General features: G+C 66.7%; 27 protein-coding genes, 2 tRNA genes and 1 pseudogene. 12 read left to right on the top strand and 18 right to left on the bottom strand.

Annotated features, from left to right (window positions below):
• Positions 1-81: 81 nt before the first annotated feature.
• A complete protein-coding gene (locus CHB77_RS02450; protein WP_089386571.1) occupies positions 82-699 on the bottom strand; it encodes a methyltransferase family protein in 618 nt (205 codons plus the stop codon).
• The gene (locus CHB77_RS02445) at positions 699-3,041 is read right to left on the bottom strand and encodes a heavy metal translocating P-type ATPase (RefSeq protein WP_089386570.1); all 2,343 of its coding nucleotides are present in this window, start codon (positions 3,039-3,041) and stop codon (positions 699-701) included. Before CHB77_RS02445 ends, CHB77_RS02450 begins: the two co-directional genes overlap by 1 nt.
• Before the next feature lie 87 nt (positions 3,042-3,128).
• Between CHB77_RS02445 and CHB77_RS02440 the strand changes: the two genes are divergently transcribed.
• Positions 3,129-3,605, top strand: coding sequence for a MerR family transcriptional regulator (locus tag CHB77_RS02440; RefSeq protein WP_089386569.1), 477 nt, complete (start codon positions 3,129-3,131; stop codon positions 3,603-3,605).
• A 77-nt stretch (positions 3,606-3,682) separates the two neighbouring features.
• Here CHB77_RS02440 and CHB77_RS02435 read toward each other — a convergent pair whose 3' ends face one another.
• Together CHB77_RS02435 and CHB77_RS02425 are read right to left on the bottom strand one after the other, a co-directional pair.
• Positions 3,683-4,297 (bottom strand): DsbA family protein, encoded by a 615-nt coding sequence (locus CHB77_RS02435; protein WP_089386568.1) that lies wholly within the window; start codon positions 4,295-4,297, stop codon positions 3,683-3,685.
• 413 nt (positions 4,298-4,710) lie between these two features.
• Entirely contained in the window at positions 4,711-5,067 is a 357-nt protein-coding gene (locus tag CHB77_RS02425; protein WP_089386566.1) for an ArsR/SmtB family transcription factor, read from the bottom strand.
• Between the two features lie 64 nt (positions 5,068-5,131).
• Here CHB77_RS02425 and CHB77_RS02420 point away from each other — a divergent pair, with 64 nt between their 5' ends.
• The 5 genes and pseudogenes from CHB77_RS02420 to CHB77_RS02405 all read left to right on the top strand — a co-directional run bounded on the left by CHB77_RS02420 (position 5,132) and on the right by CHB77_RS02405 (position 9,080).
• Positions 5,132-5,578 carry a YeeE/YedE family protein gene (locus tag CHB77_RS02420; protein WP_089386565.1) on the top strand — a complete coding sequence of 149 codons (447 nt, stop codon included), beginning with the start codon at positions 5,132-5,134 and terminating at the stop codon, positions 5,576-5,578.
• Entirely contained in the window at positions 5,578-6,018 is a 441-nt protein-coding gene (locus CHB77_RS02415) for a DUF6691 family protein (RefSeq protein ID WP_089386564.1), read from the top strand. The genes CHB77_RS02420 and CHB77_RS02415 overlap by 1 nt, the downstream gene beginning before the upstream one ends.
• Positions 6,015-6,929 (top strand): annotated as a pseudogene (locus CHB77_RS02410) (MBL fold metallo-hydrolase); the annotation flags it as partial. The gene CHB77_RS02415 and the pseudogene CHB77_RS02410, both read left to right, overlap by 4 nt.
• A gap of 27 nt (positions 6,930-6,956) precedes the next feature.
• Positions 6,957-7,328: a rhodanese-like domain-containing protein gene (locus CHB77_RS18580; RefSeq protein ID WP_242626507.1), complete on the top strand. Its 372-nt coding sequence runs from the start codon at positions 6,957-6,959 to the stop codon at positions 7,326-7,328.
• A gap of 3 nt (positions 7,329-7,331) precedes the next feature.
• A complete protein-coding gene (locus tag CHB77_RS02405) occupies positions 7,332-9,080 on the top strand; it encodes a SulP family inorganic anion transporter (protein ID WP_089386562.1) in 1,749 nt (582 codons plus the stop codon).
• Between the two features lie 359 nt (positions 9,081-9,439).
• Here CHB77_RS02405 and CHB77_RS02400 read toward each other — a convergent pair whose 3' ends face one another.
• The 7 genes from CHB77_RS02400 to soxX all read right to left on the bottom strand — a co-directional run bounded on the left by CHB77_RS02400 (position 9,440) and on the right by soxX (position 15,457).
• Positions 9,440-10,150 carry a c-type cytochrome gene (locus tag CHB77_RS02400; RefSeq protein ID WP_089386561.1) on the bottom strand — a complete coding sequence of 237 codons (711 nt, stop codon included), beginning with the start codon at positions 10,148-10,150 and terminating at the stop codon, positions 9,440-9,442.
• Positions 10,134-11,405 carry a sulfite dehydrogenase gene (gene soxC, locus CHB77_RS02395; RefSeq protein WP_089386560.1) on the bottom strand — a complete coding sequence of 424 codons (1,272 nt, stop codon included), beginning with the start codon at positions 11,403-11,405 and terminating at the stop codon, positions 10,134-10,136. The genes CHB77_RS02400 and soxC overlap by 17 nt, the downstream gene beginning before the upstream one ends.
• 14 nt (positions 11,406-11,419) lie before the next feature.
• A complete protein-coding gene (gene soxB, locus CHB77_RS02390) occupies positions 11,420-13,111 on the bottom strand; it encodes a thiosulfohydrolase SoxB (RefSeq protein WP_089386714.1) in 1,692 nt (563 codons plus the stop codon).
• A 69-nt stretch (positions 13,112-13,180) separates the two neighbouring features.
• A complete protein-coding gene (gene soxA, locus CHB77_RS02385; RefSeq protein WP_089386559.1) occupies positions 13,181-14,044 on the bottom strand; it encodes a sulfur oxidation c-type cytochrome SoxA in 864 nt (287 codons plus the stop codon).
• 81 nt (positions 14,045-14,125) lie between these two features.
• Complete coding sequence (gene soxZ, locus CHB77_RS02380) at positions 14,126-14,455, bottom strand: thiosulfate oxidation carrier complex protein SoxZ (RefSeq protein WP_089386558.1); 330 nt, start codon at positions 14,453-14,455, stop codon at positions 14,126-14,128.
• A 22-nt stretch (positions 14,456-14,477) separates the two neighbouring features.
• Complete coding sequence (gene soxY, locus CHB77_RS02375) at positions 14,478-14,924, bottom strand: thiosulfate oxidation carrier protein SoxY (RefSeq protein WP_089386557.1); 447 nt, start codon at positions 14,922-14,924, stop codon at positions 14,478-14,480.
• Between the two features lie 53 nt (positions 14,925-14,977).
• On the bottom strand, positions 14,978-15,457 hold the full coding sequence (soxX, locus tag CHB77_RS02370; protein WP_089386556.1) for a sulfur oxidation c-type cytochrome SoxX: 480 nt from the start codon (positions 15,455-15,457) through the stop codon (positions 14,978-14,980).
• 153 nt (positions 15,458-15,610) lie between these two features.
• Here soxX and CHB77_RS02365 point away from each other — a divergent pair, with 153 nt between their 5' ends.
• Positions 15,611-16,015, top strand: coding sequence for an ArsR/SmtB family transcription factor (locus CHB77_RS02365; RefSeq protein ID WP_423212860.1), 405 nt, complete (start codon positions 15,611-15,613; stop codon positions 16,013-16,015).
• An 11-nt stretch (positions 16,016-16,026) separates the two neighbouring features.
• The gene (locus CHB77_RS02360; RefSeq protein ID WP_089386555.1) at positions 16,027-17,073 is read left to right on the top strand and encodes a YeeE/YedE family protein; all 1,047 of its coding nucleotides are present in this window, start codon (positions 16,027-16,029) and stop codon (positions 17,071-17,073) included.
• A 39-nt stretch (positions 17,074-17,112) separates the two neighbouring features.
• Here the strand turns inward: CHB77_RS02360 and CHB77_RS02355 are convergent, their stop codons facing one another.
• Complete coding sequence (locus CHB77_RS02355; RefSeq protein WP_089386554.1) at positions 17,113-17,592, bottom strand: DUF302 domain-containing protein; 480 nt, start codon at positions 17,590-17,592, stop codon at positions 17,113-17,115.
• A gap of 33 nt (positions 17,593-17,625) precedes the next feature.
• Positions 17,626-18,069 carry a thioredoxin domain-containing protein gene (locus CHB77_RS02350; protein ID WP_242626487.1) on the bottom strand — a complete coding sequence of 148 codons (444 nt, stop codon included), beginning with the start codon at positions 18,067-18,069 and terminating at the stop codon, positions 17,626-17,628.
• A gap of 115 nt (positions 18,070-18,184) precedes the next feature.
• On the opposite strand from CHB77_RS02350, the gene CHB77_RS02345 reads away from it, so the two are divergent.
• Genes CHB77_RS02345 through CHB77_RS02335 form a run of 3 tightly spaced genes read left to right on the top strand, consistent with a single transcriptional unit; the run spans position 18,185 to position 20,431 of the window.
• On the top strand, positions 18,185-18,922 hold the full coding sequence (locus CHB77_RS02345) for a cytochrome c biogenesis CcdA family protein (protein ID WP_089386553.1): 738 nt from the start codon (positions 18,185-18,187) through the stop codon (positions 18,920-18,922).
• Positions 18,919-19,470 (top strand): SoxW family protein, encoded by a 552-nt coding sequence (locus CHB77_RS02340; protein ID WP_089386552.1) that lies wholly within the window; start codon positions 18,919-18,921, stop codon positions 19,468-19,470. The genes CHB77_RS02345 and CHB77_RS02340 overlap by 4 nt, the downstream gene beginning before the upstream one ends.
• A gap of 34 nt (positions 19,471-19,504) precedes the next feature.
• On the top strand, positions 19,505-20,431 hold the full coding sequence (locus CHB77_RS02335; RefSeq protein ID WP_089386551.1) for an MBL fold metallo-hydrolase: 927 nt from the start codon (positions 19,505-19,507) through the stop codon (positions 20,429-20,431).
• Positions 20,432-20,909: 478 nt separating this feature from the next.
• Here the strand turns inward: CHB77_RS02335 and CHB77_RS02330 are convergent.
• The 4 genes from CHB77_RS02330 to prfB all read right to left on the bottom strand — a co-directional run bounded on the left by CHB77_RS02330 (position 20,910) and on the right by prfB (position 23,588).
• Positions 20,910-20,985: transfer RNA gene (locus CHB77_RS02330), tRNA-Ala, on the bottom strand.
• Positions 20,986-21,163: 178 nt separating this feature from the next.
• Positions 21,164-21,239, bottom strand: a tRNA-Val gene (locus CHB77_RS02325).
• Positions 21,240-21,306: 67 nt separating this feature from the next.
• Complete coding sequence (locus CHB77_RS02320) at positions 21,307-22,374, bottom strand: patatin-like phospholipase family protein (protein WP_089386550.1); 1,068 nt, start codon at positions 22,372-22,374, stop codon at positions 21,307-21,309.
• An 86-nt stretch (positions 22,375-22,460) separates the two neighbouring features.
• Positions 22,461-23,588 (bottom strand): peptide chain release factor 2, encoded by a 1,128-nt coding sequence (gene prfB, locus CHB77_RS02315; RefSeq protein WP_089386549.1) that lies wholly within the window; start codon positions 23,586-23,588, stop codon positions 22,461-22,463.
• Positions 23,589-23,728: 140 nt separating this feature from the next.
• On the opposite strand from prfB, the gene CHB77_RS02310 reads away from it, so the two are divergent.
• Positions 23,729-24,256 (top strand): MgtC/SapB family protein, encoded by a 528-nt coding sequence (locus CHB77_RS02310; RefSeq protein ID WP_089386548.1) that lies wholly within the window; start codon positions 23,729-23,731, stop codon positions 24,254-24,256.
• Between the two features lie 10 nt (positions 24,257-24,266).
• Here the strand turns inward: CHB77_RS02310 and CHB77_RS02305 are convergent, their stop codons facing one another.
• Positions 24,267-26,816, bottom strand: a complete 2,550-nt coding sequence (locus CHB77_RS02305; RefSeq protein WP_089386547.1) for a penicillin-binding protein 1A — start codon at positions 26,814-26,816, stop codon at positions 24,267-24,269.
• Positions 26,817-26,865: the final 49 nt, after the last annotated feature.

The raw sequence follows: 26,865 nt of genomic DNA, 5'->3' as shown, positions 1-26,865 counted from the left end.
ACGCCGCGGCCCCAAGGCCGTCGGAGCGCGCCGGGTTGCCAGGAACAGATGCGCGCACGATCCTTTCCGGTCGCGCCGGGTTCATTCCCCCGGCCGCAGGCCGAACCAGCGGGGCACCCGCGCGGCCCAGTCGTCATAGGCCTGGCCGTGGATGCTGCGCAGCACGGCCTCCTCGGACGGGATCTGGGCGCGGGCGGCGGCGAAAAACAGCAGGGGCGCGGCCAGGGTCGGCAGCGCGGGAATCGCCAGCGCCACACCCGCCAGCAGCACAAGCTGTCCGACAAAGGTCGGATTGCGGCTGAGGCGGAACAAGCCGCCCGTCACCAGCGCCCCGGCGTCGGATCCGATCACGCCCACCCGCCAGGATGCCCCCATCGACATCTGCGCGGCAAAGGCGATCATGGCGCCCAGGGCTGCGACGAACGCGCCGACGAGTTGCCGCCCCGCCCCGCCGCGTTCCCGCCACAGCGGGTCAAGGTCGCCCAGGGCGGGCCAGTTCGACCAGACCAGCGGACCGGCAAGGCTGCACACGAAGGCCACGCGAAAGGCCAGGGCCGCCCACCGATCCCGGCCCTTGCTTTTCCCCATCAGCCAGGCGCTGCGCCCGTTGACGCGGCCCGTTTCGGCCGTCCCCCAGAAGAACAGCGCCAGATACGCGGCCAGGATCGCCAGCGCGGGCCAGCCCGCGCCTGACCCCATCAGCTTTCCCGTTCCGGGTTATAGCCAAGAAGCCTGAGAGCGTTCAGCGTCACCAGGACCGTGGCGCCGGTATCGGCCAGGATCGCGATCCACAATCCGGTGATCCCCAGAACCGAGGTGACAAGGAACACCGCCTTCAGCCCAAGGGCCAGCGTGACGTTCTGGCGGATGTTGCCCATGGTGGCGCGGGCCAGGCGGATCAGCGCGGGCACGTCCGTCACGCGGTCGCGCAGGATCGCCGCATCCGCCGTTTCCAGCGCGACATCGGTTCCCGACCCCATGGCGACCCCGATATTGGCCTGCTTCAGGGCCGGGGCGTCGTTGATGCCGTCGCCGATCATCATGACGCCGCCGCCCTCCGCCGCCTTGCGGATCGCCACCAGCTTGTCTTCGGGCATCATTTCGGCCTGATGATCCAGCCCGAGGCTGCCCGCGATGGCCTGAGCCGTGCGCGGGTTGTCGCCGGTCAGCATGACCGCCGATACGCCCATGGCTTTCAGCTGCCGCATCGCCTCGGCGGCATCGGCGCGCGGTTCGTCGCGCATGGCAATGGTGCCCAGCGGCTGTCCTTCACGGAAAACGGCAACCACGGTCATGCCCTGGGCTTCAAGCTCGGTCGCCTGATCGATCGCGGGACCGTCGATGGCCGACATGTCCGACGCAAAGCGCGGCGACGCCACCCAGGCCATCGTTCCGTCCACAAGGGCCTGCACCCCCTGCCCCGGCAACGCCTTTGCGTCGCGCGACGGCAGCGGCTCGACGCCCGCTTCCTGCGCCTTGCGCAGGATCGCCTGGGCCAGCGGGTGGCTGGACCCTGCCTCGACCGCCGCCGCCACGGCCAGCAGCCCGGCCTCGGTCACGCCTGCGGCGGGCAGGACGCGCGTGACCACCGGCTTGCCCACGGTCAGCGTCCCGGTCTTGTCGAACGCGATATGGCGGACGTTCGCCGCGCCTTCGATCACGGCGCCGCCTTTCATGAGCAGCCCCCGCTTGGCCCCCGAGGACAAGGCCGACGCGATGGACGCCGGAACCGAGATGACCAGGGCGCAGGGGCAGCCGATCAGCAAAAGCGCCAGCCCGCGATACACCCAGGTATCCCAGTCCGCGCCAAAGCCCAGCGGCGGCACGACGATGACCAGCGCCGCCACGGCGACGATGGCCGGCATGTACCACCGGCTGAACCGGTCGATGAACCGTTCGGTCGGCGCACGCGCCTCCTCGGCCTCCTCGACCAGGCGGATGATGCGCGCGATGGTGTTGTCCGAAGGTTCCTTGGTGACGCTGACGCGCAGCACGGCTTCGGTGTTGATCGACCCGGCGAAGACCGGATCTCCCGGACCCTTGCTGCGCGGCACGCTTTCGCCGGTCACGGGGCTTTCGTCGATGCCGCTCAGCCCCTCGACGATGTCGCCGTCGGCGGGCACGCGGTCGCCGGGCCGCACGACGACGATCTGGCCGATGTCCAGGCTGTCGGCGGGCACCTCGCGGGTGCGGCCGTCCAGTTCCAGAAGCGCGGTCTTGGGCACCAGATTGGCCAGGGCACGGATGCCGTCGCGCGCCTTGTTGGCGGCCACCCCTTCCAGAACCTCGCCCACGGCAAACAGGAAGACGACAAGGGCCGCTTCTTCGGCCGCGCCGATGAACAGGGCGCCGACGGCCGCAATCGACATCAGGCTTTCGATGGTGAAGGGCTGGCCCATGCGCGCCGCTTCGAAGGCCCGCTTGGCGACCGGCGCGACGCCGATCAGGCAGGCCGCCAGAAAGGCCCAATAGCCCGCCTCGGCCGAGGTCACCAGTTCGAAAATCCAGGCCATCGCCAGCAGCAGGCCGGTCAGGATGACCAGCCTGCCCTTGGCGGTCTGGAACCAGCGTTTGCCGCGATCGGCGGGGTTGTCGTGGGCATGGGCCGCCGCGCCATGATCGCCAGGATCGCCATGGTCATGCGCTGCATCGCACTGGCTGTGATCGTGATCCGCCGGAACAGGGGGGCAGCAGCCCGTCGCGCAGGCCCCCTTCATCGAGGGCCGGGGCGGCGATGACGGCGTGGGGACCGGATCGGGCGCCGCCGCGTCGCCTTCCGGCAGGGCGAACGCCTTCTTGCGCTGAACCGCCTGTTCCCTGGGCACGATCCCGAAGCCCAGCTTGCGCACCACGGCCTCGATCTCCTCGGGCCGGGTCGTCTGGGGTTCGAGATTGAGGCTCAGCCGTTCCGCTATCAGGGCCACGCGCACCTCGCTGACGCCGGGCAACCGTTCGACGGCATGCGTCACCTTGGTCGTGCAGGCCGCGCAGTCCATGCCGCTGACCGTCCATTCCTGATTGCGCACCGCTTGATCCGTCATCTTGAAACCTCCGCAGGCCCTGCCCGCTTGCATTCATCGAATCGGCAACTTAATTGCTCTAGCAACTAGAGCTTCAAGGGGGTTTTCATGCTTTCGATCGGAAAACTGTGCGCGGCGACCGGCGTCAAGACCCCGACGATCCGCTATTACGAACAGATCGGCCTGTTGCCGCAACCCCCGCGAAGCCGCGGCAATCAGCGGTTCTATGACCGCAAGGCCCTGGAACGGCTGCGATTCATCCGCCATTCCCGCGAGCTGGGCTTTTCGCTCGAGGCCATCCGCGACCTGCTCAGCCTGTCGGACAATCCCGATCAATCCTGCGCCGCTGCCGATGCCATCGCAAAGGCGCAGCTTGTCGAGGTCGAAAGCCGCCTTGCGCGGCTGATGTCGCTGAAGACCGAACTGGAACGCATGGTGCTGCAATGCGCTGGCGACACGATATCGGATTGCCGGGTCATCGAGGTGCTGAGCGATCATGCGCATTGCGTCACCGATCACCGAACAAGCGATGACGCGCATCCCTTGGCCGGGGGCGCGCAGTCCCTGCCCGCCGCTGCGTCCTGAGACACGGATACGTCCCCGAACGGCACGGCCCGGCGGCGTCGGATCGCCCCCGTCACCCGCAGGCGCCGGCCGACGGCTCACCCCAGCGATTCACGCGCGCGCTGCACCAGGCCGCGCAGATCCTCCAGGCTGTATTCGCCAAAGGCGCCCTCGTCTCCGGCGATAAAGCTGGGCGTGCCCACCAGGCCCATATGGTCGGCCAGCAGAAAGCTGTAGGTGATGTGGCGCTCCACACGCTCGGACTGGATGTCCTGTTCCAGGCGCGTCATGTCAAGCCCGGCCTTGGCGGCGGCCAGCCTGGCCGAGTCGGCATCGACCTTGCCCCGGATCGAGAATATGGCCTGGTGCGTCTGCCAGTACCGTCCCTGAGAGAGCGAGGCGAGCGAGACCCGCGCGGCGTCCTCGGAATCGGGACCGAACACGGGCCATTCGCGAAACACCACGCGCAGGTTCGGGTCGGACAGGATCAGGCGGTGGATCGGGCCGACCATCTTGCGGCAGAAGGGACAGTTGTAGTCGAAGAACTCGGTCAGGGTCACGTCACCGTCGGGATTGCCCAGGACGGGGGCGGTGGGATCGCGTTCCAGGGCTTTCCTCAGTTCCTCGGGCATGGGGTTGATCCGTTCCGCCAGCGCGACGGTGGGCAGGACCAGCATTCCCGTGCCGGCGATCAGAAAGGTGCGGCGTTGCATATGTCATCCCCTGAAAGGTCGGCGCGTCTGCCTCGCATGTCATGCGCGGCAGACGGGCATGTCAATCTCAAGACCGGCGCACGGACCGGATGGCGCGTTCACGGTTCTGACAGCGGCCGGATGGCCGCCATCCCATGACCGTCATGGCCGTCGCCCGTTTCCCGCCGCCCGCCCCTGCGCCGGATGCCGGGGGGCGCCATCCAGCCAGCGGTGTCTTCGCGTCGTGGGCCGCGACGCCAGCAGATCGCCCCGCAGCGACCAGAATGGGCACGACAACTGGCGCGAACAGCCGCTGTTCCCGGACAGGCGGGTATGCCTCGGCCAGGATCCCGGACCGTCTCGATCGCCGTTCGGGGCGTTCGGCCAGGGCATGCAGCATCGGGCATTCCCGCCGCGGCCGGCGCGTCCCCCCTTCACAAATCCCTGCAAAAGGCATCATAGAGCGCGGCCATAAGCACCTCGAGGGTGGGGTCGCTGATGCGATAGAAGATGGTCTGGCCTTCGCGGCGGGTATCGACCATCCCGGCCTCGCGCAGCCTCGCCAGGTGCTGGCTCAGCGCGGACTGGCCCAGGCCCACGGCCTGCTGCAAGGCGCCGACCGACCGTTCGCCCTTGGTCAATTCGCACAGGATCAGCAAACGCTTGGCGTTGGCGACAAGCGCCAGCCGCCCCGCCACATGATCGGCGCGGTCCTGCAAGGCAAGGGCAGCCTCTGCCTGGGCCAGCGGATCGTCGCGGTTCTTTATATTAGAATTGACTGAATTAGACATGCTTAATATATAAGCCGCGCAGGCAGGCCGGGCAAGCCTTGCCATCCGAAGTCGGAGAGGGATCATGGAAATCGGGATTCAGACGCCATTCACGCCTTGGGCTTCGCTGCTGGGCGGCGTGCTGATCGGGCTGAGCGCGGTGATGGTCATGGCGCTGTTCGGCCGCATCGCGGGGATTGCCGGCATCACCCAGGGCGCCATGGCGCTGCCCGGCGCGCCAAGGGATCGCGACTGGCGGTGGGCCTTTCTGGCGGGGCTGATGCTGGCGCCGCTGGCGGTAATGGCCCTGGGCGGCCCCGTTGCGCAGACGGTGCCGGACAACCTGCCCGGCATGGCCGCCGCCGGCCTGCTGGTGGGCACGGGCACCGCGCTCGGGTCGGGCTGCACCTCGGGGCACGGGGTCTGCGGGCTGGCGCGGCTATCGGGCCGGTCGTTGGCCGCGGTCGCGACCTTCATGGCGGCGGGATTCGTCACCGTCTTCGTGCTGCGCCATATCCTGGGGGGTGCGTGATGCGTCTATTCTGGGGCTTTCTGTCGGGCCTGGTCTTCGGGCTGGGTCTGGTGATCTCGGGCATGGCCAACCCGGCCAAGGTGCTGGGCTTTCTGGACCTGGCGGGCACCTGGGATCCGAGTCTGGCTTTCGTGATGGGCGGAGCCACGCTGACCGCCTTCGTGGGCTACCGCCTGGTGTGGCGCAGGCAGGCGCCGGTGCTGGACCCATCCTTCGACATCCCCAAGAACCGCGCCATCGACCGGCCGCTGCTGGCCGGGGCGGCGCTGTTCGGGATCGGCTGGGGCATCGGCGGCTTTTGCCCCGGCCCGGCCTGGACCGCCCTGCCCTTGCTGGCGCCGGGCACGCTGATCTTTCTGCCCGCCATGCTGGCCGGGCTGTGGCTGGGCGCCCGGATAAAGGCGGGCGCATTTCTGCAAGACAAAGGAACATCGTCATGAGCGAATCGAAACTGAACGAACGGGTCGTGCGCCATTCGCCGTCCACCGGGGCGGGCAGCCCGGATGTCTGGGGCATCTATGAACCCGACACCGGATCGATCCAGTATGTCTGCGCCGATCCGGCCACCAAACAGGCCGCGCTGATCGATGTGGTCTGGAACCTCGATCCCAAGAACCAACGCTTCTCGACGGGCAGCATGGATCAGGTGCTGGACCTGGTCCGCGACAACGGGCTGAGCGTCCAGTGGGTGCTGGACACCCATCCCCATGCCGATCACGTCATGGCCTCGGCGCGGCTGACGGAACGCACCGGCGCGCCCGCGGCGATCGGCAACAAGGTCCACGAGATCGCGGCGATCTGGGCGGACCTCTATAACCTGCCCGGCGCCTTTGATCCGGCGCGCGATTTCGACCGCCTGTTCGCCGATGGCGAGACGTTCCGTATCGGCGATCTCGAGGCGCGGGTGATGCTGTCGCCGGGCCACACGCTGGGATCCATCACCTGTGTCTGCGGGGACGCGGCCTTTGTCCATGACACGCTGATGCAGCCCGACGTGGGCACATCGCGCGCCGATTTTCCGGGCGGGAATACGGAACAGCTGTGGGACTCGATCCAGGCGATCCTGGCGCTGCCCGGTGGAACGCGCCTGTTCGTCGGCCACGATTACGGCACCGACAGCCGCAAGGAGCCGCAGTGGGAGGCGACGGTCGCCCAGCATCGCGCGGGCAACAAGCACGTCAAGGACGGCACCCGGCGCGAGGACTGGATCCGCATCCGCAACGACCGCGACGCCACCCTGCCCCTGCCCGACCGGATCCTTGCGGCCTTGCAGATCAACCTGCGCGGCGGACGCCTGCCGGCCCCCGAATCGGACGGCAACAGCTATCTGAAGATTCCGGTGAACCGGTTTGCCGCCCCGCGGAAGAAAGCCAGGACGATGAGGGATCTGGTGGCGGATGCCAAAGGCCGCGTCGGCACCGTCCCGCCCGAACGGGCGGCACGGCGCCATGGATCGGACGTGCTGATCCTTGACGTGCGCGAACCCGGCGAACTTGAAACCCATGGGCGCGTGCCCGATGCCCTGCATGTGCCGCGCGGCCTTGTGGAAAGCCGCGCCGATGCGACCGCGCAGACAGCCGAGGCGCGGCTGACCGGCCTGCGCGGCACGGGGCGCGTCCATGTCCTGTGCGCATCGGGCGCCAGGGCGGCCCTGGCGGCGGACACCCTGCGCCGCATGGGATACGAGGCCGCCGTGATCGAAGGCGGGTTCGAGGCGTGGAAGGCCCATGGCCTTCCGGTCGAGGACTGAGCCATGGACAGGCTGGCCCGCATCCTGCCGATCCTGCACTGGGGGCGCGCCTATGACCGGCACGCCCTGGTCAGCGACGGGGTGGCGGCGGTGATCGTGACGATCATGCTGATCCCGCAGTCGCTGGCCTATGCGATGCTGGCCGGCCTGCCCCCCGTGATCGGGCTTTACGCCTCGATCCTGCCGCTGGTGGCCTATGCGCTGCTGGGCAGCAGCCGCACCCTGTCGGTCGGCCCCGTGGCGGTCGTGTCGCTGCTGACCGCCACGGCCGCGTCCGGGGTCGCGGCGCCCGGCAGCCCGGAATACGTCGCGGCGGCGCTGATCCTGGCGTTCCTGTCGGGGCTGATCCTGGTCGCCATGGGGATCTTTCGCCTGGGCTTCGTGGCGAACCTTTTGTCGCATCCGGTGATCTCGGGGTTCATCACCGCCTCAAGCCTGCTGATCGCCACGGGACAGATAAAGCATATCCTGGGCATCAAGGCCGAGGGCGCCACCCTGCCCGAGATGCTGGCCTCGCTGCTGGAAAACCGGTCCGGGATCCACGGGCCGACTCTGGCGATCGGGGCACTGGCGACCGCATTCCTGTTCTGGTCGCGCCGCTTTCTGAAACCGTTGCTGATCCGCCTGGGAATCGCCTCGCGCCCGGCCGCCCTGCTGGCGCGGACCGGGCCGGTGATCGTGGTCGCGGCGTCGATCGCGGCGGTTATCCTGCTCGATCCGGGGGTGGCGGTGGTGGGCGAGGTTCCGCAGGGGCTGCCGCCCCTGTCGCGGCCGGTGTTCGATCCGGCGCTGTGGCGGGCGCTGCTGCCATCGGCCTTTCTGATCGCGCTGATCGGGTTCGTGGAATCCGTGTCGGTGGCGCAGACGCTGGCCGCCAAGCGCCGCCAGTCGATCAGCCCGGACCAGGAACTGATCGGCCTGGGCATGGCGAACCTGGCCGCGGCCTTTTCCTCGGGCTATCCGGTCACGGGCGGCTTTGCCCGGTCGGTCGTCAATTTCGACGCGGGCGCCCAGACCCCGGCAGCCGGCGCCCTGACCGCCTTGGGCATCGCGCTCGCCTCGGTATTCCTGACGCCCTTGCTGTTCCACCTGCCCGTCGCGGTCCTGGCGGCCACCATCACCGTCGCCGTGCTCAGCCTGGCGGACTTTGGTGCCCTGCGGCGGACCTGGAGATATTCCCGTTCGGACTTTTCCGCGCTGGCGGTGACCCTGGCCGCCACGCTGGCCGTGGGGGTCGAGACGGGGATCATCGCGGGCATCGCGGTTTCCGTCCTGCTGCACCTGTGGGCCAGTTCGCGCCCGCATGTCGCCGTGATCGGCCAGGTGCCCGGCACCCAGCACTTCCGCAATGTCCGGCGCCACCGCGTCATCTGCACGCCCGAGGTGCTGGGCCTGCGCATCGACGAAAGCCTGTTCTTTGCCAACGCCCGCGCCATCGAAACCGTGATCCAGCAAGAAGCCGCGGCCCGCCCGGAACTGCGCCATGTCGTGCTGAACTGCGCCGCCGTCAACAGCATCGACGCCAGCGCGCTGGAAAGCCTGGAGCTGGTGATGCACCGCCTGTCCGACGCCGGGATCGCCCTGCACCTGTCCGAGGTGAAAGGCCCCGTCATGGACCGCCTGGAACGCAGCGATTTCCTGCATCACCTGACCGGCCAGGTCCATCTGTCGCATTACCACGCGATCCAGGCCCTGGCCCCCCAAGCCGCCCGGACGGCGCACCGGGCAGGCTTGCGCGGCCTGTCCAGGTAAGGGCATTCAGGCCTGCGCAGGGGTTGCGCGAAAGGCGGCCCATGACGAAACGCGCCATGCACTTGACGCCGCGAAAGACTGGGCTGGATCCCGGTCACCATGAATTCTGGACTCACCTTGCTCTTTGATCGTCCCGACGCCTTCGGGCAGCCTGTCGGCGATGGGTGCGACGGTGTGGCCTTTGCCCGTCGGCACGAAAAACCATCTCGCCCGGCTCGGCGCAGACAAGGGTCGCCGGCAGGACAAGGCAAGTGAAGGGCTTCATCGTCCGTCGTGCCTTGTGGCTGACTGGTGCGACCCGCGCCGCCCTGGAACGCGCCCGGACCGCCTGGGGGTCCGGGGGTTGTCGGTCCCGACTGTCAGTCGAGGGCGGCTTCGACGGGGGCATCCCCCGTCGCATCCCCTTCGTTTCCGGGGGTCACGTCAAGAACCGAGGCATGCATGGTTATTTCCACGCTGTCCTTGCAGCTTTCCATGCACGGCTCGGTCGAAAAGGCGGGGTATTCGGTTTCCGCCCGGTCATCCTCGATGAAACCGTCGGCGTTGGGCAGCCGGACCTCGGCGAAATTGTCCCTGGACAGGACGAAATCGTCTTCGACCAAGCCATTGGAATACAGCAGATACGCGGTGATCGCATAGGTGTCGTCGGCCGTCAGAACCTGCGCGTTGCCAAAGGGCATGGATCGGTGCACGTAATCCCAGACCGTCGAAAGATGCGGCCAGAAGCTGCCGATGGTCTTTTCCGGGTCGTCGCGGTCCAGCGTGCCTTCCCCACCCGACAGCGACGGCCAGTTGTCCAGCCCTTCGGCAAAGTCGCCATGGCAGGCCGCGCATTGTTCCAAATAGATTCCCTCTCCGGTCATCACGTCGCCCGACCCGTCGGGCAGGCCGGTGCCGTCCGGGCTGACATCCAGGTTCCAGGCCGATATTTCTTCGGGCAGGGCGGCCCGGCCCAATCCCAGCGGCTGCCCTGCCGCAAAGGCGGAATCGCGGGCGGTCTGCGTTTCGGCCGCGGCGGATCCGGCAGCCAGGACGATCAGCAGGGCGGCCGCGTTACGAAACTTCGACATTTTCCGCGCTTCCGTCTTTCTTGATCCACCAGGTCTGGATGCCGTTGTTGTGATAGATCGAGTTCTCGCCCCGGATCTCGCGCAGCGCGTTCTTGGTGGGCTGCACATAGCCCGTCTCGTCCACGGCGCGCGATTGCAACAGCATCTCCTCGCCGTCCCAGAGGTGGTCCAGGTAGAACCGGGTCATGGCCATCGGCACGCCCGGCTGGGCCAGCCGCGCCGTGGTCCAGTTCCTGCCGCCGTCCACCGACACATCGACCCGCGTGATCGTCCCCCGGCCCGACCAGGCCAGCCCGGTGATGACTAGCGGGCCGGGACCGTGCGTGATGCCGACCTGCGGACTGGGCGCGGTCACGACCGATTTCGCGTCCATCACCCAGGTCCATTTGCGCGAAACGCCGTTGGCCAGCGTGTCGGTGTATTTCGACGTCTCCTCGCGGCTTTCGACGGGACCGGCCGTCACCTCGATGCGGCGCAGCCATTTGACCCACAGGTTGCCTTCCCATCCGGGCACGACCAGGCGCGCGGGATAGCCGTGTTCCTTGCGCAGCGCCTCGCCATTGGCCTTGAAGGCGACCATCACGTCGTCCATAGCCTTTTCCAGCGGGATCGAACGGCCGTTCGACGAAGCATCGGCGCCTTCGACATAAATCCACCGGCCCTCGGGCTTGACGCCCGCCTCGGCCAGCAGGGTTTTCAGCGGCACCCCGACATATTCCATGTTGTGGATCATGCCATGGGTGAACTGCGATCCGTTCAATTGCGCGCCGGCCCATTCCATGCCGGTATTGGCCGCGCATTCACAGAAATAGACGCCTTGGCGGCGCGGGAACCGTTCCAGATCCGCATAGGTGAAGACCAGTTCGCGATCCACCAGCCCGTTGACCATCAGCCGGTAGTCGGGCTTGGCCAGTTCGATGGCGCCGGAATGATGGCGTTCGAAGGCGCAGCCCGCCGGGGTGATCGTGCCGTCCAGCTGGTGGATCGGCGTGAAGTTGATCGAACTGATCGTGTCCGCGGTCAGCCATGACACGTTGCGGCGGATCACGTCGGATTCGAACTGGATGGGCAGGCCATAGGGCGTGGCGTCCACGCCGTCGCCGCTGTAGCGCGCCCAGTCCTGAACCTCGGTAATCAGCGGATCGGGCGTGCCCTGCCCGCGTGCCATCGACGCGGCGGCGGGCAGGGCGACGCTTGCGGCCAGACCGGCGCGCATGAAGCCCCTGCGGCTGGTTGTTCCCGGTCTGTGGTCCATGCGAGCCACCTCCTTCATAGTCCCTTGACGGTGATGTTCGAAACGGGCGCATCCTGTCTTGCCCCGCCGGTCGTGCGGATGTGATCCTCGACCACGTCCCAGATCTGCGGCCCGTCGGTGCCTTCGTTGATCGAGGCCCAGCCGCCGACAACATAGCTGCGGGAGGGGTCGATCGCGCTGTCGTCGGCAATCAGCCGCAGGTCCGTGATGCGGCTGCCCATCGGGGCGGTCGGATCTATGGCATAGGCAAGGCCGCCCACGCGCACCATGTCGCCGCCCTGCTGGTAATAGGGGTCGGGATTGAAGATGTTGTCGGCCACGTCCTCCATGACCGTTTTCAGCGTCTCGCCGGTCATTTCCGTGCGGTAGCACTGGCCATAGGTCATGGACGTGACGGAATGGATGTCCTCTCGCGTGATGTCGCCCGGCAGGACCGAGGCGCCCCAGCGGACTCCGGGCGACAGCGCGATCTCGGCGTCGCGTTCCTCCAGGATGGCGCGGCAGATCAGGTCGTCCCAGGTGCCGTTGAAATTGCCGCGGCGATACAGCAGGTGGTCGGTCTGGCCGATCACGGCTTCCAGATCCGCCGTGAAGGGCGCGCGGATATCGTCGATCAGGGCCGCCATCTCGGGGTCGGGCTGGATCACGTCCGAGAAGATCGGGATCAGCTTGTGACGGAACCCCGCCATTCGGCCGCCCTGCACGTCCAGATCGACGCGGCTGACGAATTTCCCATGGCTGCCGGACGCGATGATGATCGTCTCGCCTACCAGCACCGGCTCGGGAACCGCGTCATGGGTGTGCCCCGACAGGATCACGTCGATGCCCTTGACCCGGCCGGCCATCTTGTGATCGACGTCAAAGCCGTTGTGCGACAGGCAGACGACCAGATCGACGTTCTGGCCGCGCAGATCATCGACGACTTCCTGCATCCGTTCTTCACGAATGCCGAAGCTGTATTCGGGGAACATCCATTTCGGGTTGGCGATGGGCAGATAGGGGAAGGCCTGCCCGATCACGCCGACGGCCAGGTCGCCCTTCTGGATGATCCTGTAGGGTTCGAAGGCGGGTTCGTCCCATTCCACGTCATAGATGTTCGCGCCAAGGAACGGGAAATTGCACTTCTCGATCAGTTCCCGGACGCGGGTGGTGCCGAAGGTGAATTCCCAATGGCTCGACATCGCCTCGACGCCCAGCAGGTTCTGGACGAGCACCATGTCCTCGCCCATGGTCTTGAGGCTGGTATAGCTGCCGTGCCAGGTGTCGCCGCCGTCCAGCAGGATGGAATCGGGACGGGCGGCGCGGATCGCCTTGACCACCGTGGCAATGCGGTCGAACCCGCCCATGCGGCCATAGCTGCGCGCAAGGGATTCGAAGTCAGGATAGGTCAGGGCATAGGCTTGGGGGCTGCCCGGTGCGATGCCGAACATCGTCTGAAAGGTTTCGCCCACGACATGCGGAACGCGGCCCGCCGCCTCTCCGACGCCGATGTTGGTGTCGGGCTCGCGGAACCAGACCGGCCGCAGATGGGCATGGGAATCCGTGACATGGATCAGCGTCAGGTTGCCGAAATCGTCAAATTGCAGCAACTGGTCCTGCGTCAGGGACTGCTGCGCCATGGCGCGCGACCAGTTCGACAGGCCCAGCCCGGCAAGGATCGCCGATGTGGCCAGACCGGCCTGAAGAAATTCCCTGCGCGACGTCACAATCACCTCATCATATTCATATATTTGCACATTTTTAGGTGCAATGATCCGCCGGGGCGCGCGGTCGCTTCAGTGCCGGACGGCTGGCGTTTCCACAGGCATCCCCAGTCCGCGAGAGGCGACATACAGTTCCAGTTCGCGGAATTCCTGGCTGCCGGCCTCGAACGGCACGCCGCGCGTATCGCGCATGCAGCCCACGAAACGCTGGTGGGTCGATACCGCGCCCTGATCCTTCAGCCGGTACAGCGGAAAACCGTTGATCTGCCCCTGGCTGAGATGGTCCGACCGGATATAGTTGCCGAAATTGTCCTCGTGGCAATTCGCGCAGGACATCTCGAGTTGGCCGTACCGGGTGTAGTACATCTCCTTGCCCTTTTCCCAGAAGGGCGCGGCCTCGCCGTCGATGGCCACGGCGACAGGCATCCCGCGCGACTGCAACCCGATGGCCGTGGTCATGTTCTTCATCTCCTGGCTGTTCCAGCCCCAGGCCTCGGCGCCCATGCGGTTGGTGCGGCAGTCGTTGACAAAGTTTTCCAGCGACCACAACTCGCCCTTTTCCGTCACCTTGGGCAGCGCGGCGCGCAGGCCCTTCATGCTGTCCTCGATGGCGTTGTGGCAATCCGCGCAGGACTTGCCCTCGGTGCCGTCGGGGGTGTTCCAGGCCTCGATCCCGGCATCCACGAACAGGAACATCGGATTGTCAAAGTCGTCCTTCTGCATGGCGCGCGTGTCGGGGTCGCGGAACAGCCAGCCCGAATAGACCGTGTCGCCCAAGGCCCCTTGCAGGTGATCGGGCGCAGGCGCCTGGGTCGCCAGCGTTTCCTCGCCGTTGATGGTCAGTTCGTCGTCCTTGGCCGGCTCGGCCTGCGCCGCGCCCATGGCCAGCATCGCCGCAACAGCCGCCACGGCCGTCGCCCTGTGTTGCCGCTTCATAATGCCGTCTTCCCCCTTTGGCGATGTCATGCCGCGCCATCCTGCATGGTCGCGGTCAGGACTGGCTGGATGCCCTGATGTTCAGGACACGTCGACCTTCTGGACATTCTCGTAGACAGAGCCGTCGTCGTCATACCATGTGAACTTGAATTCCCCGGTTTCCGGCACCCTGGCGTCGAATTCCAGATAGGGGTTGGTGCTGATCGCCGGCTCCAGCCTGGTATCGACCACCAGCTGCCCGTTGAATTCGGCCGTGAAGCGGTTGATGATCGAACGCGGGACGGTATTGCCATCCTTGTCCTTGCGCTGCCCCGATTCCATCGGATGCGAGATCAGCGTCTTGATTGTGATGACCTCGTCCCTGGATGCGGTCTTGGGGACGCGGACGCGCGGTTTGACGTTTTCTGCCATGGTACTGTTCCCTTTGCCTGAATCAGCCGCCGCAACCGCCGATGGTGACTTTCACGTTGGACGCCGTGCGCACGAAGCTGCCATCCGCCAGTTTGGCGATCGCGACGACATCCTGGGTTTTGGCAAGGCGGATGCGCGTCGCGGCCGCCTGGCTTGCGGCAAGCGGGCCGAAGGTGAACCTGGCCACGCCGGGGGTGGGGTTTTCCAGGGCCAGCACCAGGATTTCGGACGCGCCGGGCGCATCGACCGAAATGGGCACGGTGTTGCCGTTTTCGGCGATTTCGGGCGCGGTCAGGGTTACGCCATCCCCGTCGGCGACAGCGGCGCCGCCTGTGAATTCGGCGATCATGTCGTCTGCGGTCATGGCCGGCGCCGCGGCCGCATCCTGAGCCCGCACGGCAATGGGCAGCAGTCCAAGCGCGGCCAGTCCCGCACTTGCCGCCAACACCCCGCGTCGTGAAATGAGCATGATCTTCTTCCTTTTCCTGTCGCGATCGGGGCGCCATCCGGGGCGCCCCTGGTTCATTCGCTGAGCGTCATCAGATAGGCGACGACATCCTCGACCTGCCGGGCCGACAGGATCGGCCTGATGTCTTCGGGCTTCTCGGGCGGCTTGGCCGTGTAGGCCACGCCCGGCCGGATGAACGGTCCCACCTTGTACATGCCGGGCATGAAGGATTCCGGGAAGGTGCGCTTCGCATCGACCACGATCCCGCGCAGTTGCGCCTCGGTCCAGCGGTCCGCGGCCCCGTCAAGCTGCGGGGCGATGTTGCCCTGGAACGGGACGTCGGGCATCGCCGCGATGGCATGGCAGGCGACGCAATTGCCCAAGGCGTTCGTCGTCATGACGACCCTGCCCTCGTCGGGGTTTCCGGCCGTGCCCGTCAGCGATTCCGGGATCGATCCGTCTTCGGCCCAGGATATGGCGTTCGGCACGGTTTCGGCCATGGCCGCAACGCCAAGGCTGGCCGCCAAGGCCGCGAGAATCAGGATATTCTGCATCTGCCCTCCCCCAAAGGCGCGAAAGCCGGACTCTTGCGACTCACGCACGGATCACTCTAGGGTCTTTGATCCCGGAAGCAATGCTTATATTGCAATAAGTGAATATTTGATGGCCCATCGACCGGACAGGCCGCGCAGCACGAAAGGACACTCATGACCGGATCGGATGGCATCGCGCGCTTTGGCCTGGGAATATTGCTGTTCGGCCGGGCCGACGCCGCGATGCCGGCCCCGGCCGCCGCGCAGGCGGATTCCGCCGCGCGTTCGGCCGCGATCGAGGAGGCCGCCAACACGTTCAAAACCCTTGGCCACGAGGGGCGGCTGCTGATCCTGTGCCACCTGGCCCAAGGCCCCAGAAGCGTCGGCGAACTGGAAGGGATGCTGGACGCCCGGCAGTCGGCGGTCAGCCAGCAGCTTGCGCGCCTGCGGATCGAGGGACTGGTCACCGCGCGCCGGGACGGCAAGACGATCTTCTATTCGCTCAGGGATCCGCGCATCGGCGAATTGCTGATCTGCTATGCGCGGATCTTCGGCAACGACGATCGACCGGGTTCCTGACGGGCGCGGCCATGACAGCGGACATCGCAGCGGGGTTGCTGGCCGGAGGCGTCGGACTGGGCGTCGGCGTTCTTCTGGGCCTGTGCGCGCGGCTGGGCGATTTCTGCACGCTGGGCGCGCTTGAAACGGCGCTGATCGAGGGCGATTTCCGCCGCATCCATATCTGGAGCCTGGCGTTGGGCGTCGCCGTCCTGTCCGTCGCCCTGGCGGATGCCTGGGACCTGATCGACATCGGCCGCAGCCTGTATCACAGCATCGCCTGGAATCCTGTGGCCAGCATCGCGGGCGGGCTGGTGTTCGGCTACGGCATGGCGATGGCGGGGAATTGCGGCTTTGGCGCCCTTGTGCGTGCGGGCGACGGGGACATCCGCTCGATCCTGATCGTGGTGGTGTTGGGGATCGCCACCTATGCCACGCTGGCAGGGCCGCTGGCGCCCGTGCGGGCTTTCGTCTTTCCGCAGACCGAACAGTCAGGGCGGGCCGGCATCGGCGAGGCGCTGTCGGCGCTGACGGGGCTTGATCCCGCCTGGCTGGCCGCCGCCCTGGGGCTGGGGCTGGTCGCGGCGGGGATCCGCCATCCTCGGGTGCGCCAGTCGCCCCTGACGGTGATCTGCGCCGCAGGCGTCGGGCTTTCGGTCGTGCTGGCCTTGATCGGCACGTTTCGGATTGCCGAAACCAGCATGGACGCCGTTCCCGTCGAGGGTCCGTCCTTTACCGCGCCGGTCGGGCGGACGATCCTTTATCTGATGACGGCCACGGGCACGCAGCCGTCATTCTCGGTCGGTCTGGTGTTCGGCACGCTGGCCGGCGCCATCATGGGGTCGCTGTGGCGGCGCAGTTTCCGGTGGGAGGCCTGCGACGATCCGCGCGAACTGGGCCGCCAGTTGGGCGGCGCCATCCTGATGGGGGTCGGCGGGGTGATCGCCATGGGCTGCACCATCGGGCAGGGACTGACCGCCACCGCCCTGCTGGCATGGTCGGGGCCGGTCACGCTGCTGGCCATCGCCGCCGGGGCCTGGGTGGGCCTGCAACGGCTGCTGCTGTCCGAGGATCTGTAACCGTGCCGCCCGGCCGGGAAAACCGTCCTACTCGGCCCCCTATTCGGCCCCGGTATCGACCAGCCGGGTCAGCATTTCGTTGACCGGCTTCATCGTCTCGCCCGGATAGGTGCGGTGGCCGACGACGACCGTGCCGGGCGCGTCCGCCGTTTCGTAGACAAAGATCGAATAGGGGCAGTGCTGGATGTTCGTCGGATCGGCCTCCATCACCTGACGCGACACCGTGGCCGAACAGAAGCTGAAGATGTCGGCTTGCGTGAACAGATCCTTGGCACCGCCCACGTCCTCCTTGGTGCGGGCCAGCATGTCGCCGACATGGCTGGTCAGGTCGATCACCAGCCCCTCGTTCGTGATGGCCTGTTCGACGGCAAAGGTGACATCGTCGAACGATCCTTCGATGGTGCGGACATAGGCCGCGCCGGCGCCGGACGGCAAGGCATCCTGTGCAACCGCCGGCCCCTGCGCCAGGCAGAGCGCCAAAAGCGCGCCGCACGCCCTGGAAATTGCTGTCTCGGTCATGATGGGTCGCTCCTGATTGGGTAGGCGTAAAGGTCAAGGGCCGGGACGATCCGGGCCGGAAGCCGGGCCAGCGGCGGGCGCGGGCGCCTGCCAGCCCGCGTCCCGCAACATGCGGTCCAGCAGAACCCAGAAGAATTCGTCGCCGGCATAACCCTCGATGCGGCCGACCTCGGTTCCGTCGGACAACAGCACGAAGGTGGGGGTAAAGACCGGTCGCCGGCCGGTCAGCGTCACGGCAGGCGGCAGGGGCGCCCTGATGTCCAGCCGGTGCAAGGGCGCGGCCCTGCCTTCGGCCGTCTTGGGATAGGCCGGCCCGATGTCCTCGTTCCATCGCCGGCAATAGCTGCATCCGTCCTGTTCGAACATCAGCAACCGGAATTGCGCGACCGCCGCGGTCGCGGCCATCGCCCACAGCAAGACCACGGCTGCGGCCATGGCGGCAACACGGAAACGGGCAGGATTCAGCGTCATGGCCATCGGGAACCGCATTGACGGATGATGATACGTATTCCAATATGATGATATAAAATGTCATTGCAAGCATGGCGACAAGGGATTGCCCGAGCCGCGCGGTCTTGCCGGAAGGTTGCCGATGCCCGAAATCTCGTTTGGCGGCGCTGCCCTGGCCGGATTGCTGTCGTTCCTGTCGCCCTGCATCCTGCCCATGGTGCCGTTCTATCTGTGCTATCTGGCCGGCATCTCGATCGGCGAACTGCGCGAATCGCGCAGAATGGATCCGCGGGCGCGGCGTCGGCTGGTGATGGGCGCCATCGCCTTTTCGCTGGGGGTGACGACGATCTTCGTGATGCTGGGGCTGGGCGCCACGGCCATGGGATCGGCGTTCTCGCGCTGGCGGGCGGAACTGTCCTGGGTGGCGGCGGCGGTCCTTGCCCTGTTCGGCCTGCATTTCCTGGGCGTCATCCGCATCCCGTTCCTGTATCGTCAGGCACGGATCGAATCGACGGGCGATCCGGCGACGCTGGCAGGCGCCTATACGATGGGGCTGGCCTTCGGGTTCGGCTGGACCCCCTGCGCGGGACCGGCGCTTGCGGCGATCCTGTTCATGGCATCGGCGCAGGACAGCCTGGCGCTGGGGGCGGCGCTGCTGCTGGTCTATGGGCTGGCGATGACCTTTCCGTTTATACTGATCTCGTTCTTTGCGCGGCCCTTCATGGACTGGGCGGCACGCCATCAGCGGATGCTGGGCATGGTCGAACGGGTCATGGGGGTCATGCTGATCCTGTTCGCGGCCCTTATCGCCACGGACGGGGTGAACCGGATCGCCGCCGTGATGGTGGGCGCCATGGATTGGAGTGCGACAACGCGATGACACGATTGCATCTTGCCCTGGCCCTTGTCCTGCCGCTTGCGGCGCATCCGGTCCTTGCGGGTCCGGTACCCCTGGGCGACGACGGCCTGCACAAGCCGGACTGGCTGAAGACCAGCTTCAAGGATCTGGCCGAGGACAACCAGGAGGCCGCGGACGCGGGCCGCCGTCTTTTGCTGATCGTGGAACAGCGCGGCTGCATCTATTGCGCCCGGCTGCACAACGAGGTGCTGACCGATCCGCGCATCGACCGCCTGATCCGCGACCGGTTCGACGTGATCCAGATCGATCTGTTCGGGGCCACCGAACTGACCGACACGGATGGCGAGATCCTGACCGAAAAGCGCGCCGCCGCCAAATGGGGCGTGCCGCTGACTCCGACGCTGATCCTGATGCCCCCTTCCCTGCCCCCCGACACCGACGTGGCCCGCGCGGCCATGGCGGTGATCCCCGGCGTCATGGACGCCGACGACACGCTGAGGGTGCTGGAATGGGCGGCGGCGGGCGGACCCGACACCGGGCGCGACATTCAGGATCTGCTGTCCCGCTGAATCCGCCATGATCCTTGCCAGGAAAGGAACCGCCATGCCTGTTGCCCGCCGCTTTTTCCTGACCCGTGCCGCCGCGCTGATGTCGGCGGCCGTGCTGCCGCTTGCGCCCCTGCGCGGCTGGGCCGTCACCACGCTGACCGCAGGCGGCCTGCGCATCGACAGCGTGTCGGACGGTCATATCGAATTTCCGTCCGACTTTGCCTTTTCCATGATCCCCGAGGCCGAGCGCGGCGATCTGCTGCGCAGCCTGGACATCGATCCGCAGGCGGTGCTGCGCAGCCCGTTGAACGTGACCTTGCTGCGCCAGGCGGATCGGGTGGTTCTGTTCGACGTCGGATCGGGATCCGATTTCATGCCGACGGCGGGAACCCTGGTCGATGCCCTGGCCGCCATCGACGTCGCGCCCGAGGATGTGACGGACGTGATCTTCACCCACGGCCACCCCGACCATCTGTGGGGCGTGCTGGACGATTTCGACGAACCGCTGTTCGCCAAGGCCGCCCACAGGATGGGCGAGGTCGAATTCGAATACTGGACCCACCCCGCGACCATCGACACCATCGGCGCGGACCGACAGTCCTTCGCCGCAGGCGCGATCCGGCGGCTGACCGCCTTGGGCGGCCGCGTCGAGCGGTTCGCGGACGGGGCCGAGGTGCTGCCCGGCATCCGTGCGGTGATGACGCCGGGCCACACGCCGGGCCACATGTCCTTTGCCGTCGGCACGCCCGCCGAAGGCCTGTTCGTGACCGGCGATTTCGTGACCATGCTGGCGGGCTTTGCCCGGCCCGATCTGGGTGCTGCGACCGACCATGACCCGGCGCTTGCCGCGCGGACGCGTCGGGCCACGCTCGCGCGGCTTGCCGAGGAAGGCTGGACGATCCTGGGATATCATCTGCCGCAGGGCGGGATCGGCACGGTCGCCCGCGCGGGCGATGCCTATGCGTTCGTGTTGCGGGCGTGACGGCGCGACGCGGCCCTGCCGTCTTTCCTGATACAATGGAAATTGCAAAGGCCGCCAAAGCTGATGGACATTCCTTTCGCCAACAGTGAAACAGCGACGCCGATCCGGGGGCATGTTTGGTCCTGCCTGAAAAAGCACTGATGCGTGCAGGGCGACACGTGTCATCGGCCCGAGGAATGGATGCGCGACAAAGGCGCCGAGGCGACCAAGCAGCCCGGCTGGCCGCCGAAGCCATGCACCCTGTCCGGCCCGAGACCGGAAGATCTTCTCCGGTTCTTCCCGTGGATCGGGGCACGCTGCCGTCCATTGCCGTGCTGAACCGCAGAGGTGTCGGCAGGACCATCGAGATGACATCCGGTCGCCCAATGCCTGGCCACCAGCGGGCTTCCCTCTGGCGCCACCGTGCCGGGACATCGCCGGGCTTTGCTTTCCCCCATCTCATGAGGAAAACTCAAAGGCTTGCAATGACGTTGAATCTTGGTGGAGCCAAGGGGAGTCGAACCCCTGACCTCTTGAATGCCATTCAAGCGCTCTACCAACTGAGCTATGGCCCCACCGGAGGTCCGCGTCGTCTTTCGACGCCGCGTGCGGGGTCTATAGGAGGGAGCGCGGCGGGGTGCAAGCGGAAAATTCCGATCGTCCCGCAAAGAAGCATCGCCCGGAAAAAGCGCCGCGCGACGGTCCCGGATTCCCGCACACGAAACCCCGACAATCCGCTAAGCTATTGAAAGATGGTGGGCGGTGAGGGACTCGAACCCCCGACATCCTCGGTGTAAACGAGGCGCTCTACCAACTGAGCTAACCGCCCGCCGGGCTGTCTTCTAGCGGCCGGTGGGGGGAATGGCCAGCGGGAACTTGACTGGTCCGCGCCTTGGCTATCCTACGATCCCCGATCCCGCGAACAGGGCCGGCAGATCCACCGTGTCCCGCAGGTTCAGGGCGTCCGCGTGGTCGCGCAGAAAGCCATCGGCGGCGGTCTGGCCTGCCAGCTTCATCCGCGCAAGCAGGCCCGGCGCAGGCATCAGCTTGGACCGCGCGGTCAGGTCGTTCATCAGCACGTCGTCCAGAATCATGTGGATCAGCGGATTCTTCATCACCCGGTTCTGCAACCGATCCTCGGCGAACAGCTTCTTGACAAAGTTGATGGCCCGCAGGTCGGCCATCAGCGATGCGTTGAAGCTGACCTCGTTCACCCGGTCGGCGATCTGGGCCGGGGTGCGGGGGATGCCGTCGCGCAGCAGCGGGTTGATGTTCACGATCACGATGTCGCGCGAAAACCGCGGCGCATAGAGGGGAAACAGCGCCGGGTTTCCGGTGAAGCCGCCGTCCCAGAATGCCTCGGCCTTGCCGGTGTCGGGATCAAAAATCTCGACCGCGCGGAACAGGTTCGGCAGACAGGCCGACGCCATGACGGCATCCGCCGTCGCCGCCGCGTTGGTGAACACCCGGATCCGTCCCGTCCGTACGTTGGACGCCGCCACGAACAGTTGCGGACCGCGCGCGTTGCTGAAATCGGGATGGGGCAGATCGCGCAGCACCGGGGCCAGCGGGTTCACATAGAACGGGCCATAGTCATAGGGGCTGAAGATCCGTGTCAGGCCATCCAGCCAGGCGGCGGGAGAGAACAGTTCGGTCAGCCGGTCCATGCCCTGCGGGGCCGGAAACATCGAATGCATCCAGCGCACGATCCGGTTGTCGCTGCGCTGCCCGACCTGCGCCCACAGGAAATCCAGGTTCTCGCGCGCGGCGCGGCGACCCGCAGCGCCCGGATGGCGCGACAGTCCGCCCTTGAGCGCCGCCCCGTTCAATGCCCCGGCCGAGGTGCCGCTGATCGCGTCGATGGTCAGCCAGTCCTCGTCCAGCAGCCGGTCCAGCACGCCCCAGGCGAATGCGCCATGTGCGCCGCCGCCCTGCAAGGCCAGGTTGATCCGTTTTTCATCCATTGCCGCCCCCGCTCTTTTGCATGTGCAGCATAGCGGGAAACCGCGTCAAATCCATCGGGGTGCGGGCGTTGCATCCGCACCGGGGATCAGTCGGCGGCGTTCGCCTCGGCCCGGCTTTTGCCCGCGACATCCAGGGCCAGCGTCGCGGCCATGAAGGCGTCCAGATCGCCGTCCAGAACGCCTTGGGTGTCGCTGGTTTCCTCGCTGGTGCGCAGATCCTTGACCATCTGATAGGGGTGCAGGACATAGCTGCGGATCTGGTTGCCCCATCCGGCGTCGCCCTTGGCGGCGTGCTGGGCGTTGATCTCGGCGTTCCGTTTGTCCAGTTCCATCTGGTACAGGCGCGCCTTCAACGCGGCCATGGCGTTGGCGCGGTTCTGGTGCTGGGACTTTTCGGAACTGGTGACGACGATGTTGGTGGGCAGGTGGGTGATCCGCACGGCGGAATCGGTGGTGTTGACGTGCTGCCCGCCCGCGCCCGACGACCGATAGGTGTCGATGCGGATGTCGCGGTCGGGAATGTCGATCTCGATGTTATCGTCCACCACGGGATAGACCCAGACCGAACTGAACGACGTGTGCCGCCGCGCCGCGCTGTCATAAGGGCTGATGCGCACCAGCCGGTGCACGCCCGATTCCGATTTCAGCCAGCCATAGGCGTTGTGGCCGCTGATCTTGTAGGCGGCGCTGCGGATGCCCGCCTCGTCCCCTGCGGTTTCAGACAGCAGCTCGACCTCGTAGCCCTTCTTCTCGGCCCAGCGGACATACATGCGCGCCAGCATGGATGCCCAGTCGCAGCTTTCGGTGCCGCCCGCGCCCGCGTTGATTTCCAGGAAGGTGTCGTTGCCGTCGGCCTCGCCGTTCAGCAGGGCTTCCAGTTCCTTTTGCGCGGCCAGTTCGGCCAGCGCCTTCAGGTTGGCCTCGGCCTCGGCCACCAGGTCGGCGTCGCCTTCCTCCTCGGCCAGTTCCACCATTTCGGCGTTGGCCGACAGGTCGCCGTCGATGCGCCGATAGGTTTCAAGGGCATCCACCAGCGCCTGGCGTTCGCGCATCAGCTTTTGCGCGCGGGCGGGATCGGACCACAGGTCGCCCGCCTCGATCATCGCGTTCATCTCCTCCAACCGGTGGGGCGCGGTCTGCCAATCCATCCGCTGTCCCAGCAGGGTCAGGGATCGCTTGATGGATTCGATGATGGACTGCGTCTCGGCGCGCATGGGCGGAATCCTTGGGCTGGCGTCAGGTCCGGGGTGATAGCGCGGCGGACGCCGCCGGGCAAGGGTCGGGGCCGGACGGGGCCGTTGCCGCGGGGCAACCGGCATTGACTTTCCTGTCACGAAACCGCCACGTTGCCGCCATGTCCGACCTTCTTGACCTGTTCCAGCCCTTGCAATCCATTCCCCTGCCCGTGGTCGTCATGCGGCTGGTCCTTGCTGTGGGTCTGGGCGCGCTGATCGGCTGGGAACGCGAAATCAGTGCCCGCGCGGCGGGGCTGCGCACGCATATGCTGATTTCCCTGGCGGCGGCGATGTTCACCATCGTCGCGATGGAACTGACGCATTTCCCCGCAGGCGGAAGCGACACCTTGCAGATCGACCCCCTGCGCCTGATCGAGGCGGTGACGGCGGGCGTGGCCTTTCTGGCCGCCGGTTCCATCATCTTCAGCGGCGGCAGCGTGCGCGGCGTGACGACCGGCGCGTCGATGTGGCTGGCGGGGGCGGTCGGTCTGGCATCCGGAACGGGCGACGGCTTGCTGGCCGTGATGGGCACGGCTTTGGCGGTGGTGATCCTGTGGATGGTGCGGATCATCAGCACGCCCGCGCATGAAAAGCACCGGGGAAAGGCCCCGGCGGAACGGCCCCCGGCGACGCGGGACGACCGCTGAGCCACGTCCCTCAGTAAAGTCCGCCCGACGACATGGTGCCGAAATCGGTCTGGCGCGGGATCACCCGGCGTTCCCCGGTCGAGGTGGTGATCGACGTGCCCGACCCCGATCCGGCGCCCGCCTCCCACGGCAGGGCGACAGGACCGTCGCCAAAGCCCGACACGATCAGCGGCGAACCCCAGTCGGGATCGGTGCCGTCGCGGAAATATTCCGCCACGACATTGGGGCCGGTGGCGCTGTCCGACAGCCGCTGGCCGGTGGTGCGGTCGATCTTGACCCAATAGCCGCCCGGCGGAACCGCGAAATCGGTGCCGCCGAATTCGGCCACCGCCTTGCGCATGAAGGCGTGGAACACCGGCACGCACAGCGTCCCGCCATAGGCGTTCCGGCCCAGCGTGCGCGGCTGGTCGTATCCCAGATAGCAGCCTGCAACGATGTTGCTGGAATAGCCGATGAACCACACGTCCTTGGCATCGTTCGTGGTGCCCGTCTTGCCCGCGATCGGCACCGGCAGATCGACTTTGTTGCCCGACCCGCGTTCGACCGCGCCTTCCAGCATCGAGGTCAGCTGATAGGCGGTCACGGCGTCCATCACCCGTTCGCGGTTGGTGTCGATCACCGGACCCTGCCCCGCCGGCAGCGCCTGCTGGCCGCAGGTTTCGCAGACGCGCTGGTCGTGGCGATAGACGGTGCGCCCGCGCCGGTCCTGCACGCGGTCCACCAGCGTCGGCTCCACCCGTTCGCCGCCGTTGGCGAACATCGCATAGGCCGCGACCATCTTGAACAGCGTGGTTTCCTGCGCCCCCAGCGCGTTGGCCAGGAACGGTTTCAGGTCGTCATAGACGCCGAAGCGTTCGGCATATTCCGCCACGCGTTCCATCCCGATGTCCTGGGCGATGCGGATGGTCATCAGGTTCCGCGACATCTCGATGCCGGTGCGCAGCGGCGTGGGGCCGTATGTCTTGCCGGTCGAGTTCTTGGGTTCCCACAACCCGAACGGCGTGTTCAGCGTGATCGGCTCGTCCACGACGATGGTGGCGGGGGTATAGTTGTTGTCCAAGGCCGCCGCATAGACAAAGGGCTTGAACGACGACCCCGGCTGGCGCTGCGCCTGCGTCGCCCGGTTAAAGACCGAGGACTGGTAGCTGAACCCGCCCTGCATCGCCATCACGCGGCCGGTGTTCACGTCCATGGCCATGAACCCGCCCTGAACCTCGGGGATCTGGCGCAGGGTCCAGCGGATGAAGCCGCCGTCGCCGTCGCGCGTCATTGCCCGGACCAGCACCACGTCGCCCACGGCGACCAGATCGCCCGCGACCTGCGCGCGCGGGCCAAGGCGGCTGTCCGGCCCGCGCTTGCGCGCCCATTGCACGTCCTCGGCCGGGATCCAGTGGCCGTCGGCGTCTTCCTCGATCCCCTCGATGCCAATGCGCGCGTCGCTGTCGCCCAGTTCCAGCACCACGGCGGGACGCCAGCCGGGAATGTCGCGAGGAACCTTGGCCTGCCACAGCGCGCCGCGCCATGCGGCCTCGCTGCCCAACTGGTCTGCGGGGACCGTCTCGCCCGTGCCGCGCCAGACGCCGGCGCCCCGGTCGTAATCCTCCAGCGCCGCGCGCAGGGCGTCGGCGGCGGCCGATTGCAAGTCTGGGTCCACGGTGGCGCGGATCGTCAGGCCCCCCCCAAAGAACTCGTCCTGCCCGAATTCAAGCGACAGCTGGCGGCGGATTTCGTCGGTAAAGTAATCGCGCGGCGGCAACTGCTGGCGAAAGGAGGGGTAATCGCCGTTCTGCACCGATTTCAGCGGCAGCTTCGCCTCGGCCTGATAGACCGCCTCGGTGATATAGCCGTTCTGCCACATCTCGCGCAGGACATAGTTGCGCCGTTCGGTCACGCGATCCTTGGCGGCGACGGGATGATACCGGCCCGGCGCCTGCGGCAGGGCGGCCAGCATCGCGGCCTCGCGCGGGGCCAGTTCGGTCAGCGACTTGTTGAAATAGGTCTGGGACGCGGCGGCCACGCCGAAACTGTTCTGCCCCAGGAAAATCTCGTTCAGATACAATTCAAGGATTTGTTCCTTGGACAGCGTGCGTTCCAGCCGGGACGCGAGGATCAGTTCCTTGACCTTGCGTTCGACGCTGCGGTCCGAGGACAGCAGGAAATTCTTCATCACCTGCTGCGTGATCGTGGACGCGCCGCGCACGGACGACCCGCCCGAGGCCACGGCCTGATACGCCGCCCCGACGATCCCGCGCACGTCATAGCCGGGATGGCTGTAGAAATTCTTGTCCTCGGCGCTGATGAAGGCGTGCTTGACCAGATCGGGGATCTCCTCGACGGGGACGAACAGGCGGCGTTCCTCGGCGAATTCGTCGATCAGCATGCCCTCGCCCGAATAGATCCGGCTGATGGTCTTGGGGGTGTATTGCGCCAGGGTCTCGTGGCTGGGCAGGTCGCGCGAATAGATCCAGAAGATCGCCCCCACCGTCAGCGCGATGAAGAAGCTGGCGGTGACGAACCACGAAAAGATGGCGCCGAAAAAGGACAGGATGCTGCGCAGCAAGGACAAGGGCCTTTCAAGGAATCGTCCCCCTATAGCGGCGCACCCTGCC

The sequence above is a fragment of the Paracoccus sediminis genome (assembly GCF_900188295.1).
Taxonomy (GTDB): domain Bacteria; phylum Pseudomonadota; class Alphaproteobacteria; order Rhodobacterales; family Rhodobacteraceae; genus Paracoccus; species Paracoccus sediminis.
This window is presented reverse-complemented; position numbering and strand designations above follow the sequence as displayed.